This is a genomic window from Vibrio sp. A2-1, assembly GCF_021728355.1.
Taxonomy (GTDB): Bacteria; Pseudomonadota; Gammaproteobacteria; order Enterobacterales; family Vibrionaceae; genus Vibrio; species Vibrio splendidus_K.
This window is the reverse complement of record NZ_JAKKCO010000004.1, coordinates 84,528-98,433: the sequence shown is the minus strand read 5'-3', so window position 1 is coordinate 98,433 and position 13,906 is coordinate 84,528. Positions and strand designations below refer to the sequence as shown.

Genomic DNA, 13,906 nt, shown 5'->3' with positions numbered 1-13,906 from the left:
GCATTTAAAGAATGGCCATTTGGTGACAAGCAATAACGAGACTTATCTTTTGGTGCTTTTCTATATTTCTAAGTTTTTCCTATTCGAACGTTCAGGTGTATTTCAAATCGTCGTCACCTTGTGTTGAGAATCAATTTACCGAACTGTAACTGGCTTTAAAACGGAAGGCTTAAGGGAAATGCTGAATTAGTTCATAGACTTAAAGGGCGAACGTTAAATTGACAATATCTTATAAAATGTTAAATCGGTGTCAGTATTTGGGGGCTCTGACATTGGTCTGAAATTTAAGTTCGTTCTATGAGGCAACATCCTTACATCAAGAAAAATATATGGTTAAGGATTAACTCATGAAAAAACAAAATATCTCGGCAGTCGCCCTTTTAGCACTGATTATTACAGGTTGTGGCGGAGAAAGTTCGTCAGGAGGTGACAGTACAACTTCTAACAACGCTAATGCTCCAAGTAATCCAAGTAATCCAAGTAATCCCGACTCATCATCTACCTCTCAGCAGCCTGACATTAAAGCTCTTAGCAACAATATGATTTTTGCTATCGAAGGCTTTGTCGATACAACGGCTCCGATCAGAAATTATTCTTCTATAACCGTTAAAAATGAACTGCCTGCATTCAAAGGTGGGGATACTCAGAAGGTTGATGTGGATATCGCGGTACCAACGATCGTTATCGATAATGGCAGTAACTTTGTTAACGATTGGCACTGTTATGAAACCGCAGGGTTAAGCGCGCAAAGGAAAAGTCATCAGTTACTTGTGGACGGTACAATTTCTGAATATCGATACGATATGCAAAGCAACGCTTGTTCTAGTGAGCTCTTGGGATCGTATGTGTTTAACGATGCGGTGTTCGACAGTTCGTTGGAATTTAAAACCGTTGGCAGCGTAGTTTCCAAAGATGAGAACGGAGTGGAGTCTAATCTACCCACTTACGATTTTATCGCTCAAGCTTATGGAGAGCAGTCAAAAGAGCGGTTTGGTGATTCTTGGGAATTATTACAGCGCGATAAAATTAATGCAGCAGCTAAGGAGGTTGGGGCCTCGATCTTCGAGTTGAACACTTCATCTGGAAAGATCGATTTGGATCTAGGTCAGCTTAATAGCGACACTCTTATCGATTTCGCTTCACTAGATACAAATCAATTATTGAATGGTGCGATTTGGGGGATGCCCGGTCAAGGCGTTGCCGATGAAAAATGGTGCCGAATTGTGAACATTCCGGAAGATTTAAGCCAGAACAGTATCAAGTACCAATCTGTTATCTCGACAAATTGTGCGAGGTCGGCACAACGTTATTGTGATGCCTTTGGTTCATCGTTTTCGAGTGGTAACTACCCACCAGCAGCTCCTATCGCTTGGGATAGTAACACGGCGAGTAATGCCCAATTGAACTCTGATGAGCAGTACCGAAGAGATGCTCAAGGTCACTTTGTTGTGAACAGTTCTGGTCAGAATGCGTTTGTCCTCTCATCCAATTCGGTTGTGATTCCTATTTTTGGTTACACCAGTCCGCGAAGTGATGGGCAAGTTAACAATGCCGGTCTTAATAGTTGGGCTGGTCACGAAGGTCACTGCCAAAACGTGATGAATAGCCGACACACAAAGATGGGGATTGGATACAAAGTCAGTAAGTCAGATACATCGAAGATGTCTTATTGGACGCAAGATTTCAACTAACACACTCATTGCTTAAATACGGGTCATCCATTTAGCGTCTCTATTCTTTCTTTAGTTGGTAGTGGAAGGTTACTTGGGAGTAGCAAATTACTCGAGAGTGGCACTTTGCTCGATAGTGCCAGTTTACTTTACAGTGATACGTGGTCGATCAGGATTATTGAAGGTGGAGGTGCGAAGACATTATGACGATTCATTTGTGTTGTGAATGATTTTGAGTGGTGTCATGAAATGGTAAGTTTTGCTTCTATTCGAACGCTAAGATGTATTTCAAATCAAGGCTACTTATCAAATTAGAGAGAGACAGAATGACTAAATCAGACAAAGTTTACGGGTTCAACACACCACAACGCCTATTTGTAGGTTACACGTTAGCCGTGCTGGTGGACTTAGTAGTGCTTAACTTTTTCGATGAGTACTGGGACTTCGTCAACATTGAATCTTTCACTATTTCTTTGATAGCGGCGTTGTTGCTACAGTTATTGTTGAAGCTCTCTATTGGCTTAGAACATAAGGTAGCGGATTACTTCAAACAGAAATCTGGAACGGCACCTAAGGTGTATCGAGCACTGTCGACATACATTATTCTTGTTGGATCAAAATTCGTCATGCTAGAAGCGATAAACCTTATGTTCGGTGACAAGGTGAGCTTCACAGGCCCTTGGGGTGGCGTGGTAGCGTTCTTCGCTGTGGTATTTACGATTCTGGTTGCTGAAGTGATTGTGTCGAAGATCTACTTTGCTCTGGATGAAAAGCAAGATTCAAATGTGAACGCGCTTAAAGACACCAACGCGTAACACAACATAAAATACAGATGTGAATAACAGACGAGCCAGCTGAATAAGTTGGCTCGTTTTCGTTTTCGTTTGAGTTGCGATAACCAATTCGACGTGCTCGTTGGTTCTATTTTTCGTAAACCATATCTCCTCGCAACACCGTCATCAACACCTGAGTTTTGGCTATTTGTCTTGCTGACACTGTGGTGATGTCTCGGTCGAGAATAGCGAAGTCCGCCGATTTTCCTACCTCAATAGATCCAGTGATGTCGTCGATGCCCAAGCTAGAAGCGGCATTAATCGTGTAAGCGTCGATGGCGGTATAGATATCAGTTAGGCCTGTTTTACCCATGATTAAGCTGTTCGCGATGCCAACCAATGGGTTGATGTCGTGTACGTTCCAGTCACTGCTTAAGGTGATATTGGCATCAGTCTTAAGTATTGCGTCTAAGTTCATCATGGCTTTGGCACGGCGAGCACCAAGAAAAGCTTCGGCCCATTGGTGTTGATGCCTTGCAACGTAATCAGAGCCGACTTGGAAATCTGCGCTTACGTCTAATTGGCGAAAGCGTGGCACATCTTCATCATTGATTAATTCGACATGGGTTAGGGTGTAGGGTTTGGTTGAACCTTGTTTGCGAATGCTTTCTATCGCATCAAGCGATTCACGAACGGCACCATCACCAATGGCATGAATGTGCGCACTAAAACCTATTTTTTCGAGCGCAGTTAGCCAATCTTTCATCTGTGCTGGCGGAATATAGTTCAAGCCATTAGGAGACTGGGGAAGATAAGTATCTAAGTAGGGCGCGAGCGTTTTGGCGGTGCCATTGATGAAGATGCCATCGCTGTACATTTTCACCTGATCGACAAGTAACAGACGGCTTTTATCGTCGGAATACATCTTCTCAAAGACTTCTAATTGAGAAGGTATTGCCATCGATGGGTATACCCAAGGGCGCAGCGACACGCGCGCCGTTAAGTCTTGATTTTGCTCGGCCTCTAGCCAAACGTCATACCAACCTCGTTTCCAATACATGCGACCGTCGCCAATGGTTGTGATGCCGTGGGCTGCCGCTTCCTTAAGTCCGAACATTAACCCTTGGTAGCTTTGCTCAAACAGTTCGCTTTGGCTATTCCAAGCCATCTCCATCACTTGATCGCCAGCATTGTCTAATAAGATGCCATTGAGTTTGCCGCTGTCTTGGTCTTTTAAATAAGCGCCGCCTTGTGGGTCCGGAGATTGTTGGCTGATTCGAGCGATTTTTAGCGCTTTTGAGTTGACCCACATCGAGTGTGAAGTCTGCTCCATGATCACCACAGGGCGATCCGGGAAGATGCTATCGATGATCTCAAGTGGTGTGTAGTCAGAGTCGCTATCGAGCGTCGCTTCTAAAGAAAAACCATAACCCATAAGCCAACCTCTGCCATCGGTATCAGCATTGATCTTACACGCTTCTAAGTAGGGGATTTGCTCTTCTAACGTTGCTTCAGAGTCGAGTTCACAATTGCCACCCAGCTCTGAGGCGGCTTCAAACACATGGTTATGGTTGTCAATGAATCCCGGAAGGACAAAGGCATTTTCTAAGTCGATAACATCGGTACGTTGCCCTTGAAAAGTTTGTGCCTGCGATTGGTTACCGATGAAGATGATCTTGCCTTTGTGGGTAACGATCGAGTTCGACTCACGATGCCCGTATATATCTGCATTGGTAAAAATCTGGTCAGCACTTTGGCTTTGAACTGCTGTTTGCGCTTGGACAACTGTGTTGGCTTGTGCAAGAACCGGCGCTACGGCCGTTAAGCTTGCGAGTAATGCTATCCATGCAGTGCATGGCAGAGTGAGCTTGTTGTTCATTATTATGTCTTCCATGTTCCACTGTTTAGTAAGTATAGAAAGCGAGTGGCAAGTGTGAAACTCTACATGAATGACAAATAAAAACCGCGATTAATCAATAAATTGTGGTTTGAATAAGCCATTCATTACGACTCTTGTCTTAGGCTCTTACGCAGATCTTTCTTATATTCGTCATAAGAGTTATAGCCATAGAATTTCCAGGTGTGGTCACTCTTAATATTGTGGTTGTAGGTGATCTCGCCGATCCACTGCTGACGTGTGGCAAGAATCATATCGCGAATTTTTAATAATAAAGTGTCCATAGTTGCTCTCCTGATTAAGTTCACTTGCAGTATATTTATCGGAGACGAAGAGAAGAGTACCGTCAGCGCAATGTTCAATACTTTTCAGTCAATGTGCTGATTTGGGTGGTTTGTTACGTATACTTTCAATATTAAAAGGTCATTGAGTATCGTAATGAAAGGTTACTTGGAAAAAGTGCCACAACGAGTTGGCATGTCTTGGCGCTATAAGAAAATTGTCGAGAACAGTAAAAGCTATGGTTGGCACCGACATGAAGAGTACGAGATCGCGATTCATCGTCACTTTACTGGCCATAGCTTTATTGGGCATCACCAAAGCGATGTGTTTCACAACCACATGATCTTGGTTGGGCCAGATTTACCTCATGCCATCTATTCGGACGAGAGCACTGATGATTCGCAAATATGTGAAACGCACGTAGTTTGGTTTCGCAAAGATTGGATAGAGCAATTGATAGCGTGCTGTCGAGAGCTCGAACCGCTACGTGTATTGCTAGAAGAATCAAAGAAAGGGCTTCAGTTTTCACCCGCGACTGCAGAGAAAGCGACGGAATTGTTGAATAAGGTGATGAACCAGTCGCCACATCAACAACTGCTTACCTTGTTCTCTTTGTTTGCACTTTTGCTTGAGGATCAAGAGGTAGTGCAGTTGATTAACCCTGTCTTCAACTCGGATGATGAAGATGAAGTCAGCGATAAGTTGGACAAGGTTGAAGCTTTCTTGGTGAACAATTTTAATCACGACATCTCGGTTAATGACTTAGCCAAGCATCTCTACATTAGTGAGAGTAGCGTTAGGCGCTTATTTCAAAAACACTACAACGAGAGTTTTAGTCAAAGGCTAAAGAAAATTAGGCTCAATGTGGCGTGTGATTTATTGATTAATACTTCACTGCCAGTGAATCTGATTTTGGAGAAAGTGGGATACGACAACCAAGCCAACTTTAATCGCCAGTTTAAATCGTATAAGCAGGTGACTCCGACTCAATATCGAATAGCAATGAAACACCATTGATTCATTCACAGACTAAACCATTCACATAAGATTCTGAATAAATTACAGTTAGGTGAACTTTAAAAATGGATTTAACGTATTACCAAGGATGTAAGTTTATGTTTTCACAAGGCTTACTCTCATTACTAATAAAAAAAAGCCGAGGTTAGGATGAAAAAAATATTATTGCTGCTTAGTGTGATTCTATTGGGTGGTTGCGTTGGCATGCCTGAAACGGTTAAGCCCGTTCAACAGTTCGAGTTGGATCGATACCTAGGGAAATGGTACGAAGTGGCTCGTTTAGACCATTCGTTTGAGCGTGGCTTAGACAACATCAGTGCCGAATACAGTCTGCGTGATGATGGTGGCGTTAAGGTGATTAACCGCGGCTATTCGGCTGAAGATGGCGAAAGGAACGAGGCGGAAGGCAAAGCGTATTTTGTCGAAGGCAGCGAACAAGGCTATCTGAAGGTGTCGTTCTTTGGTCCATTCTATGGCGCTTATGTGGTGTTCGAGTTGGATAAAGAGAACTACCAATACGCGTTTGTTTCGGGCCCAGATACTGACTACTTGTGGTTACTTTCAAGAACACCAGAGGTTGCGCCAGAAGTGATGGAGAAGTTCAAAGCGATGTCTAAAGAGCGTGGCTTCAATACTGATGAATTGATTTACGTTGAGCACAGCAAATAAGCTGAGCGCGCGAAGTTAACGACAGTTGATTGAGAAAAAGGAACAGATGAAGAGTGCACCTGTTCCCTTTTTATTGGTTTCGTGTTTTGTATGAACTAGCCTTGTCGACGAACCTGCAACACGCTGAGCACCGATAGTGAAAGGAAGAACGCAGGATCACTCCAGCCGAAGCCAACAAAAATGCCTGTAAACGCGGCATACAGGGTGATGATGGCACCCAGCATGTTGGCCACAACCAAACCTTGGATGAGCTTTTTGGCACTGACTCCGGGCTCAATATCTCGCAATAACCAGCTTATCGCGGCGATACCACCAAGGAAGATACTGGTGTGTTGAGAGAGAAAATAAGCGTACCTATCATTAATTTCCACGCCGTACATAGGCCACATGACCGTTGGTAGGAAAAACAACGCGAAGGCAAACCCTGCGTAAATGATGCCGTGTAGGCCTAAAAACGTTTTATTGTTCATTTGTTATCTCTCTATCTCGTGCCTTTCGCTGTTTCTATTTTCATTTCAATCGCTTTGTTTTCATTCAGCGAATTAACTAGTCGTTGATTGGGCCTTTGTTAATGGTAGTTAAAGGCTGATTAACGTCAAAAATCACACCACGTACTTCGTCGACGCCCATCTGTTTAAGGCGAGCGCTATGCATCGCTAGGTACGTCTCTGCACTGAGTTGGTCTTCAAAAAGATAGACACCACCGCCCAGTTTTTCAGCTTCATTTTCTGTCCAGATTTTCCAGATCATACCCGGTTCGTTGTTAATAGACTTTGCTAGGTCAACGAGTGCGTTCGACATCTCTTCACCAAATGGGCCGCTAAATTCAAAATCGACTTGTAATAATTTCATGGTTATTTCTCCAAACAGTTACTTGGTATTGCGCTGAGACTCATGGTCATTTCGCAAAACATAGGAGGCTTGATTGCCTGTTGAAATAGATATTACCTGTAAAAAACAGACAGAAAAGTTCATAATATAGTTAATAACTGTCAGGATTTTAGACCAATGAGATTAAAGACCACCCTCGACCAATGGCAAACACTCTATGAGATAGACCGGGCTGGCAGCATTCAGGCGGCGGCACTGCAATTGAATAAGAGCCACACCACGCTGATTTATGCGTTGAGAAAACTGGAAGATCAACTGGGCGTGTCTTTGGTTCAGGTTGAAGGTCGTCGGGCGGTACTGTCGGAAGACGGAAAGTCGCTGCTGCGCCGAGCGAGTAGCATGTTGGAACAAGCTCGCGAGCTAGAGTTGATCAGTGAACAGCTAGCAAAAGGTATGGAGTCTGAAATTGTGGTGGCGGTTGATCATTTGTGTTGTCTTGAGCGCCTTTACAAACCTATGGCTGCGTTTATGGCTGAGAATAACACCACATCAATACAAGTGATTGAAACTTCATTGTCTAAGACCACGGAAATGGTCATTCAAGAATTGGTTGATGTTGCCATTATCAACTTACCGATCACCAATTATCCTGCTGAAGCCTTTGGTTTTACGATGATGGAGCCTGTCGTTGCTTGCTCGCACCCGTTAGCTAGCATGTCATCCATATCGCTTAATCAGCTGTCGTCTCTTCCACAAATTGTGGTGAGAGATTTAGGTGCTCAAGCTAGTCAAGGCAGTAAAAAACAAGGTGAGAAAAAGGATGTAGGGTGGTTGAAGTCGAGTCAGCGTATTACGGTGGATAATTTCGACCATGCGTTTGGCGCGGTAGGGCAGGGTGTGGGCTATTGCCGATTGCCTAAGCACATTGTTGAAAGTCGAGGAAGTGACAAGCTCACTGTGTTGAATGTCGAAAATGGCAGTGGGTATCACGTTCCGCTGCACCTGACTTTGCCAAAAGGAGCCAAGACAGGCCCTGCTGCTAATCGTTTCTATGAACTGCTTCTTGAATCAGCCCAGAATGCGGACTAGGTGCTATGAGAAACTTAGCTATGAGCTATTAACGAGGTTGGTTGCCGTTTAAGAATAGTGCGACACATTCACGCGTGTAGTGAAGTCTTTCATCTTGTGACTCACCGCTATCGTGTCCGAAGAATCCCCAATACGCCGATTTGCCGTGAAACATCAGCAACAGTTGGCGTGCAGCAATGACTGGCGAGCTTGATGTCGACAGTGTGAGATCACCAGATTCTATTTTCGACTGTAGGTAATCGGCGAGTAATTTTGTGGTTTTCTGAGGCCCAGTTTCTAAATAGATTGAGGCGATCTCTGGATGCGTATTCGCTTGGCTAATGGCATTTTGGAAGGTTTGTCTAGATTGCTCATCAAGTAACAAATCCTGAAATTTCACACCAAATTTCACCAACTCATCACCCACCGCTGCATCCATATTAAAGGCAGCAGGACTGAGTTCTCGCTCCGCACACTTGGTTTGCATGCAGGTTTCGAAAAGTTCGTCTTTGTTTTTAAAGTGAGAGTAGACCGTTTGCTTGGAAACGTTCGCTGCTTTGGCTATCTGATCCATATTGATCTTGAAGCCATGTTCAGAGAAAAGTTGGCTGGCTGCGGTTAAGATCTGCGATCTCTTCTGTTCACTCTTGATGATTTTAGTCACGTGCTTGCTTCTCGTTACTTAGTGTTGTCTCGTTACCTAGTTTGTCTCGTTGCTTGGTGCCTGTTGGTGCTCAGTTCTATGTGTCTCGTTTTACGCTAAGCATTATGCTTTTTGTGATGGTTTTATCAATCATTAACGATGAAACTTATTTTTAACACAATCAAACTAGACAGTCTAGTTTGATTTGGTTAGTCTAAAAAAAGAACATAATTGAGTACCGCATAGGAACAGTACGTATGTATAAATTGATGAAGGGAAGCGCAGTGGCAGTGGCGTTGTCGGCTTTTCTTGTTGGATGTGGTGAAAAGGAACAAGCCCAAGAGTCGGTTGATTCAACCGCTGAAACGGCATCGAGCGTCCAAACCATTTTAACCGTGGAAACGATGGCCTTGGCGCTGTCTTCCTCTTATGCAGTACAACGCGAATATGTCGGTGTGGTTAAGGCGGGTCAACAGGCTAATTTAGGTTTCGAACTGGCGGGCAAAGTAAACGAGATTCTGGTGGATGTCGGTGACACAGTCACAACGGGTCAGTCGTTGATTCGATTGGATACCCAACTTTTGGAAACTGAATCTAGTCAGTTGAAAGCTCAAGCTGAAGAAGTCAAAGCTCAGTTGAGCCTTGTTGCAGCGAACCTTAAACGTCAGCGTTCATTGAAAGCTAAAGGCTTCAGTGCTGAGGCGGAAATTGACTCGCTGACTAGTGAGCAACGCGTATTGCAGGCTAACTTGCTGCGTATTGGTGCCTCCGTAAAAGGCAATCAATTGAAGCTAGTGAAATCGACAATTCTTGCGCCTTATTCGGGCACTATTGCAACGCGTTTTGTCTCTTTGGGAGATGTAGTGAATGTGGGTAATCCAACTCTGACTTTGCTTGCCTCTGAAGGGAAAGAAGCCTTCATCGGTATTCCTGCCCATCAAATGAAAAAGGTTACTTCACTTTCCGCACCAAGTATTCGTGTCGGGCGAGATGATTTCTCTGTGACTCTGCTGAACCCTGGGGCGATGGTTGACACTCGGTCTCGCAGTGTCGGTTTACGTTACCTTTTTCCTGAACAAGCTTCAGTATTAGAAGGGCAGCTTGCTTATCTTAAGTTTGATGAGCAAATTGATGACCAAGGTTACTGGGTTCCACTCACGGGTTTGATAGATGGTTTACGTGGTGTGTGGAATATCTTCGTTATTGGTGAAGATAATAAGGTTGAACGTCGAAGCGTGCAGGTGTTGTTTGCCAACAACCAACAAGCCTACGTTAGCGGTGCAATCAGCGAAGGCGAGCAGGTGATATCCAGTGGTTTACATCGTTTGGTTCCCGGCCAAACCGTGAAGCCAGCCAGCGTTACTGCTGAATAGGAAATAGTATGAAAATCATAGAGACTATTTCTAACACTCGATTGCTTATCTTAATTACCGCACTGCTGATGGTGAGTGGTATTTCTGCGTTCATGACGTTGCCACGTGCAGAAGATCCGGTAATCATCAACCGCTACGCGAACATCACAACGAGCTTCCCCGGCGCCAGTGCTGAGCGTGTTGAAACCTTGGTCACCGAGGTCATCGAGAACAAACTGCGTGAGCTGAGTGAGGTTAAACTCGTCAGCTCGACGTCAAGACCGGGTGTGTCGATTGTTACTTTGGAACTCAATGATGTGATTACCGAGCCTGAGCCAGTTTGGTCTCAAGCTCGTGACAAGCTATCTGACATCGAATCTATTTTGCCAGCGGGCTCTCATTCTCCCGATCTCGACAGCGACCACACCTATGCCTTTACCACGATTACCGCGCTGACTTGGTCTGGTGCAGGTGAGCCGGATCGACTGACGCTTGCCCGTTATGCCAAAGAGTTAGCCAAACGGTTGAGAACCTTATCGGGTACTGAATTCGTTGACGAATACGGGATGCCACAAGAAGAGATTCAAATCAGTTTACGCACCGCAGACGCTGCTGCCCTTGGGCGTTCAAGTGCCAATATTGCAGAGTCTCTTGAAGGAGCGGATGCTAAAAACTCTGCCGGTGAATTAGTCAGTGCGTATTCTCGCTTTGGCTTAGAGATTAAGTCTGAACTTGATTCCATTGAACGTATTAAACAAGTGCCAATAGCCACTGATAGCAAAGGTCACATCATCCGTATGGAAGACATTGCTTCTGTGAAACGTGGTGAGAAAACCCCACAAGACCAGATTGCCATTATTGATGGTGAGCCGGGTGTGATTGTCGCGGCAAGAATGCATCCTGATTTGCGAGTTGATAATTGGACGTCGCGAGCTAATGCTCTGATTGGTAAATTTGAGCAAGAGTTACCAAGTAACGTTAAGGTGACAGTGCTGTTTAATCAGCAAGGTTATACCGAGACTCGCTTAGACGATTTAGGCAAAAGCTTGATGATCGGTTTCGGTCTGATTTTGATTGTGCTGTTTGTCACTTTAGGCGTACGTGCCGCGATCTTAGTCGCCATTTCTCTACCGTTAACCTCATTATTGACCTTGTCGATCATGAAAATGACCGGTGTACCGATTAACCAAATGTCGGTGACAGGCCTAATTGTGGCGCTCGGGATCATGGTTGATAACGCGGTGGTGATGGTCGATACCATTCAAGCTTATCGTTTGAAAGGGCAACAGCGCGCTGAAGCGACCATGAATGCATTGAAGCATTTATGGGTGCCGTTATTAGGCTCAACCTTAACTACCGTGTTGGCGTTTGCTCCGATTATCTTGATGCCGGGTGCATCGGGTGAATTTGTCGGTGGTATTGCGATTACCGTTTCTTTCTCATTGATCGGCTCTTACATCATCTCGCACACCTTAATCGCAGGCTTAGCGACCAAGCTATTGCCGAAACAACTCAGTGATGTCGATAAGAAAGGGCAGCACCATTGGTACATGACGGGTTTGAGAATCCCGGCTTTGACGCGTTGGTTCTCGTCTTCTGTCCGTTTTGGTGTGACGCATCCAATCATCACGATTGCTTTGGTGTTATTGGTACCGTTTACCGGTTACTGGAGTATGTCTCAGCTGACTGAGCAATTCTTCCCGCCATCAGACCGAGACATGTTTGAGATTCAGGTTTACATGCCACCGCAAGCGAGCATTTATGCCACTAAAAATACCTCTGAAAAAATCGACGATGTTATTCATCGTTACCCTGAAGTCGAGCGCATTGATTGGCTGGTGGGCGCAAATTTTCCATCGTTTTATTACAACCTACAAGCTAGACAAAACAACGCGCCGTACTTCTCGCAAGCGATGGTGAAAACAGAAAACTTTGATCAAGCCAATGCGCTAATTCCAGAACTTCAAAAGGTGTTAGATAAAGAAGTACCACAGGCGCAGATCTTGGTACGAAAGCTTAATCAAGGGCCTCCATTTACCGCGCCTGTTGAGTTGCGTGTGTATGGTGAAAACCTCGATACGTTGAAAGCGATTGGTGAGGATGTGCGCTTGATTCTGGCAGGTGTGCCTCATGTGACTCACACAAGGGAAACACTGCAACCGGGTACGCCGAAGGTGTGGTTGAAGGTCGATGAAGATACCGCGAAACTCAACGGTATTTCATTAAACCAGTTTGCTGGCATGCTGCAAACCACGCTGACAGGTCGTGAAAGTGGCTCTGTGATTGAGGGCAGTGAATCGGTGCCGATTCGTGTTCGTGTCGCGGATGAGGCTCGTGAGGATCTTTCGCACCTGAGTAATATTCGTTTGCCGATTAGTTCAGACGTCTACTCAACCGGTATCAATGTGTCTACCTTAGCCGAGCTTGAACTGACGACGAGTCGTGGTGCGATTACTCGTCGTAACGGGCAGCGTGTGAATACCATCGAGGGTTACATTGAAGCGGGTGTTTTACCTCAAACCGTGCTTAACGAATTCCAAAAACGCTTAGAAAGCTATGAAATTCCGTCTGGTTACACGGTTGGTTTTGGTGGCGAATCCGCTGAACGAGACAATTCAGTCAACAGTCTCATCTCAAATGTCGCAGTCGTGGTGGTATTGATGGTGTTAGTGGTGGTGATGTCGTTCAATTCGTTCCGAATGAGTAGCATCATCTTCATGGTAGCAGGATTGGCTGGTGGCCTCGGGTTATTGTCGGTGTGGATCTTCGGTTACCCATTTGGTTTTACGGTGATCATCGCCATGCTGGGGATTGCGGGCTTAGCGATTAACGCCGCCATCGTAATTCTGACGGAATTGAAACTCGATGAACAAGCTTCATCAGGCAATGTGGATGCGGTGGTAGAGGCGGTGATGTCGTGTACTCGACACATCAGTTCAACAACGATTACTACGGTTGGGGGCTTTATGCCGTTGATCATCGCGGGCGGTGGTTTTTGGCCTCCGTTTGCGGTCGCGATTGTGGGCGGTACCGTGTTAACCACGCTTATCTCGTTCTATTTTGTGCCTGTGGTTTATCACTTGATGACTCGAAATCAGCGAAAAACCATCGCTAATCAAGCCGTGTAAGTTATCTTTAACTCGCCATAATCGAGCTGTGTTTAGCTTGATTATGGCGTTGTTTTCTCTTTGAATTCACCTCAAACTCTCCATTTTTCTTATCTTTTTACGTTTATAAGACTATCGACTTACCACAATATTGCATCGGCCAACACTCAGATATCTCACTGATGAATGATTGGTGATGTTAAATAATCTTACGGGTGAATACCATGTAAATGGTATGTGAATTCATAATTTAGATTCCTATCACACTTCTCTTTATTCGCTCTTTCTAATGTACCCCGGATTTTCCGTGTATCTTGTTCTTGGATTAGCGTTTATCGACCTCTTGTAAATCCCTTACCAGCACTGGTTTCATCCGTGTGGCACGCCAATGTCGTGTGTCTGAATTGCATTCTTTTTCTGATCTTTCGCCTTCATAAATGAAAGGTTAGTTTCCAAGTTTGTTTGGTGAGCTTTCAATTTTAACTCCTCATAATGCGCCAAATGTAACAATGTGTTTCAAAGTGTAACAATTAAGTCATGCTTTCTGTGTGGTTTTAACCTTGTGGCTATGTTTTAGCTCAGCAGCAATGCTGTTTT

Annotated in this window: 12 protein-coding genes; 7 read left to right on the top strand and 5 right to left on the bottom strand. The window is 44.7% G+C overall.

Annotated features, from left to right (window positions below; translation table 11 throughout):
* The first annotated feature begins 347 nt into the window (after nucleotides 1–347).
* Nucleotides 348–1,691 carry a CAP domain-containing protein gene (locus L3V33_RS14935; RefSeq protein WP_237290731.1) on the top strand — a complete coding sequence of 448 codons (1,344 nt, stop codon included), beginning with the start codon at nucleotides 348–350 and terminating at the stop codon, nucleotides 1,689–1,691.
* Between the two features lie 305 nt (nucleotides 1,692–1,996).
* Nucleotides 1,997–2,485 (top strand): hypothetical protein, encoded by a 489-nt coding sequence (locus L3V33_RS14930; protein WP_050644589.1) that lies wholly within the window; start codon nucleotides 1,997–1,999, stop codon nucleotides 2,483–2,485.
* A gap of 106 nt (nucleotides 2,486–2,591) precedes the next feature.
* Here L3V33_RS14930 and L3V33_RS14925 read toward each other — a convergent pair whose 3' ends face one another.
* A complete protein-coding gene (locus L3V33_RS14925) occupies nucleotides 2,592–4,322 on the bottom strand; it encodes an amidohydrolase (protein WP_237290730.1) in 1,731 nt (576 codons plus the stop codon).
* 125 nt (nucleotides 4,323–4,447) lie between these two features.
* Nucleotides 4,448–4,624 carry a hypothetical protein gene (locus L3V33_RS14920; protein ID WP_237290729.1) on the bottom strand — a complete coding sequence of 59 codons (177 nt, stop codon included), beginning with the start codon at nucleotides 4,622–4,624 and terminating at the stop codon, nucleotides 4,448–4,450.
* 154 nt (nucleotides 4,625–4,778) lie between these two features.
* Here L3V33_RS14920 and L3V33_RS14915 point away from each other — a divergent pair, with 154 nt between their 5' ends.
* Entirely contained in the window at nucleotides 4,779–5,639 is an 861-nt protein-coding gene (locus L3V33_RS14915) for an AraC family transcriptional regulator (RefSeq protein ID WP_237290728.1), read from the top strand.
* Nucleotides 5,640–5,789: 150 nt separating this feature from the next.
* The gene (locus L3V33_RS14910) at nucleotides 5,790–6,308 is read left to right on the top strand and encodes a lipocalin family protein (RefSeq protein ID WP_237290727.1); all 519 of its coding nucleotides are present in this window, start codon (nucleotides 5,790–5,792) and stop codon (nucleotides 6,306–6,308) included.
* A gap of 95 nt (nucleotides 6,309–6,403) precedes the next feature.
* Here the strand turns inward: L3V33_RS14910 and L3V33_RS14905 are convergent, their stop codons facing one another.
* Both L3V33_RS14905 and L3V33_RS14900 read right to left on the bottom strand, forming a co-directional pair.
* Nucleotides 6,404–6,778 carry a hypothetical protein gene (locus tag L3V33_RS14905; protein WP_114633184.1) on the bottom strand — a complete coding sequence of 125 codons (375 nt, stop codon included), beginning with the start codon at nucleotides 6,776–6,778 and terminating at the stop codon, nucleotides 6,404–6,406.
* 76 nt (nucleotides 6,779–6,854) lie between these two features.
* Complete coding sequence (locus L3V33_RS14900; RefSeq protein WP_060982885.1) at nucleotides 6,855–7,160, bottom strand: monooxygenase; 306 nt, start codon at nucleotides 7,158–7,160, stop codon at nucleotides 6,855–6,857.
* 156 nt (nucleotides 7,161–7,316) lie between these two features.
* Here L3V33_RS14900 and L3V33_RS14895 point away from each other — a divergent pair, with 156 nt between their 5' ends.
* On the top strand, nucleotides 7,317–8,228 hold the full coding sequence (locus L3V33_RS14895) for a LysR family transcriptional regulator (RefSeq protein WP_114633185.1): 912 nt from the start codon (nucleotides 7,317–7,319) through the stop codon (nucleotides 8,226–8,228).
* Between the two features lie 28 nt (nucleotides 8,229–8,256).
* Here L3V33_RS14895 and L3V33_RS14890 read toward each other — a convergent pair whose 3' ends face one another.
* On the bottom strand, nucleotides 8,257–8,871 hold the full coding sequence (locus L3V33_RS14890; protein WP_054546703.1) for a TetR/AcrR family transcriptional regulator: 615 nt from the start codon (nucleotides 8,869–8,871) through the stop codon (nucleotides 8,257–8,259).
* A gap of 236 nt (nucleotides 8,872–9,107) precedes the next feature.
* Between L3V33_RS14890 and L3V33_RS14885 the strand changes: the two genes are divergently transcribed.
* Complete coding sequence (locus L3V33_RS14885) at nucleotides 9,108–10,223, top strand: efflux RND transporter periplasmic adaptor subunit (RefSeq protein WP_237290726.1); 1,116 nt, start codon at nucleotides 9,108–9,110, stop codon at nucleotides 10,221–10,223.
* An 8-nt stretch (nucleotides 10,224–10,231) separates the two neighbouring features.
* Complete coding sequence (locus tag L3V33_RS14880; protein ID WP_237290725.1) at nucleotides 10,232–13,330, top strand: efflux RND transporter permease subunit; 3,099 nt, start codon at nucleotides 10,232–10,234, stop codon at nucleotides 13,328–13,330.
* Nucleotides 13,331–13,906: the final 576 nt, after the last annotated feature.

Excerpts from the sequence above, each read along its gene's own strand:
- L3V33_RS14880 (WP_237290725.1), top strand. The coding sequence starts at position 10,232 with ATGAAAATCATAGAGACTATTTCTAACACTCGATTGCTTATCTTAATT.
- L3V33_RS14895 (WP_114633185.1), top strand. The coding sequence starts at position 7,317 with ATGAGATTAAAGACCACCCTCGACCAATGGCAAACACTCTATGAGATA.
- L3V33_RS14910 (WP_237290727.1), top strand. The coding sequence starts at position 5,790 with ATGAAAAAAATATTATTGCTGCTTAGTGTGATTCTATTGGGTGGTTGC.
- L3V33_RS14915 (WP_237290728.1), top strand. The coding sequence starts at position 4,779 with ATGAAAGGTTACTTGGAAAAAGTGCCACAACGAGTTGGCATGTCTTGG.
- L3V33_RS14920 (WP_237290729.1), bottom strand. The coding sequence starts at position 4,624 with ATGGACACTTTATTATTAAAAATTCGCGATATGATTCTTGCCACACGT.
- L3V33_RS14925 (WP_237290730.1), bottom strand. The coding sequence starts at position 4,322 with ATGAACAACAAGCTCACTCTGCCATGCACTGCATGGATAGCATTACTC.
- L3V33_RS14930 (WP_050644589.1), top strand. The coding sequence starts at position 1,997 with ATGACTAAATCAGACAAAGTTTACGGGTTCAACACACCACAACGCCTA.
- L3V33_RS14905 (WP_114633184.1), bottom strand. The coding sequence starts at position 6,778 with ATGAACAATAAAACGTTTTTAGGCCTACACGGCATCATTTACGCAGGG.
- L3V33_RS14900 (WP_060982885.1), bottom strand. The coding sequence starts at position 7,160 with ATGAAATTATTACAAGTCGATTTTGAATTTAGCGGCCCATTTGGTGAA.
- L3V33_RS14885 (WP_237290726.1), top strand. The coding sequence starts at position 9,108 with ATGTATAAATTGATGAAGGGAAGCGCAGTGGCAGTGGCGTTGTCGGCT.
- L3V33_RS14935 (WP_237290731.1), top strand. The coding sequence starts at position 348 with ATGAAAAAACAAAATATCTCGGCAGTCGCCCTTTTAGCACTGATTATT.